The sequence below is a fragment of the Holdemania sp. Marseille-P2844 genome, from assembly GCF_900120005.1.
GTDB lineage: Bacteria > Bacillota_I > Bacilli_A > Erysipelotrichales > Erysipelotrichaceae > Holdemania.
Window position 1 is genome coordinate 1 of the sequence record NZ_LT635442.1, and the last position, 1,113, is coordinate 1,113.

General features: G+C 37.8%; 1 protein-coding gene. It reads left to right on the top strand.

Translation table 11 applies throughout. The annotated features are described in order from the left end of the window. Nucleotides 1-26 precede the first annotated feature (26 nt). Nucleotides 27-1,113, top strand: a 1,087-nt coding sequence (locus tag BQ7364_RS00055; RefSeq protein ID WP_159432729.1) for a restriction endonuclease subunit S, incomplete at its 3' end; no start/stop codon positions are given.

Consider the following 1,113-nt stretch of genomic DNA (forward strand, 5'->3'; position numbering starts at 1 on the left):
AAATTCGGATTTGTGGGGATGAATGGATGAATAAAATTAAACTTTCATCAATATGTGATATACAGTCAGGTGGAACACCTTCAAGAGGAAAAGCAGAGTTTTGGAATGGAGGAACAATTCCTTGGGTTAAAATAGGTGATTTCACAGGTAAGCATATTAAGCAAACCGCTGAAATGATTACGCCAGAAGGACTTGCAGGTTCGTCAGCAAAACTATTTCCGAAGGGGACGATATTGTACACTATTTTTGCTACATTGGGCGAAATTGCAATCCTCGATATTGACGCATGTACTAATCAGGCAATTGCAGGGCTTACGTTGCATGACGAACGAATTGATAAGGAGTATTTAGTCTATTTTCTAAAGTCTCTAAAAGCATATGTTAGTAAAATCGGTAGGGGCGTGGCACAAAATAACATAAATATGTCAATATTGCGCGAATTTGAGGTACCAATGCGTTCATTGACTGAGCAAAAACAAATTGCGCAGATGCTCTTGAAGACAGAAGAGATTATAACTGCTCGAAAGCAGCAGCTTTCCGATTTTGACACGCTCATCAAAGCCCGATTTGTCGAGATGTTTGGAGATCCAGAAATGAACCCAAAGGGATGGCAAGAAGTGCGATTGCTTGAATTGTTAGATGTTGTTGGCGGATATGCTTTTAAAAGTGATTTGTTTTTAGAAAAAGGTATTCCAGTACTTAGAATTGGGAATATCAATGCTGGTTTCTTTCAACCAGTAAATATGGTTTATTGGGAAGAGGACGAGAAACTTGATAGATATAAAATGTTCCCAGGGGATTTAGTGATGTCTCTTACTGGAACCGTAGGAAAAGAAGATTATGGAAATGTCTGCATCCTCGGAAATGATTATGATTCATATTATCTTAATCAACGAAATGCTAAATTAGAAATCCGAAAAAATCTGGATAAGTATTACCTGTCAGAACTACTAAAGTTCTCCGCAATTAAAAAGAGACTAACAGGAATAAGCAGAGGGGTTAGACAGGCAAATATTTCTAATAAAGATATATTGAATCTGCAGGTGCCAATTCCAGGCATAAAAGAACAAGAGCAGTTCGCGGCCTTCGTTAACCAGAGCGATAAATCAAAAT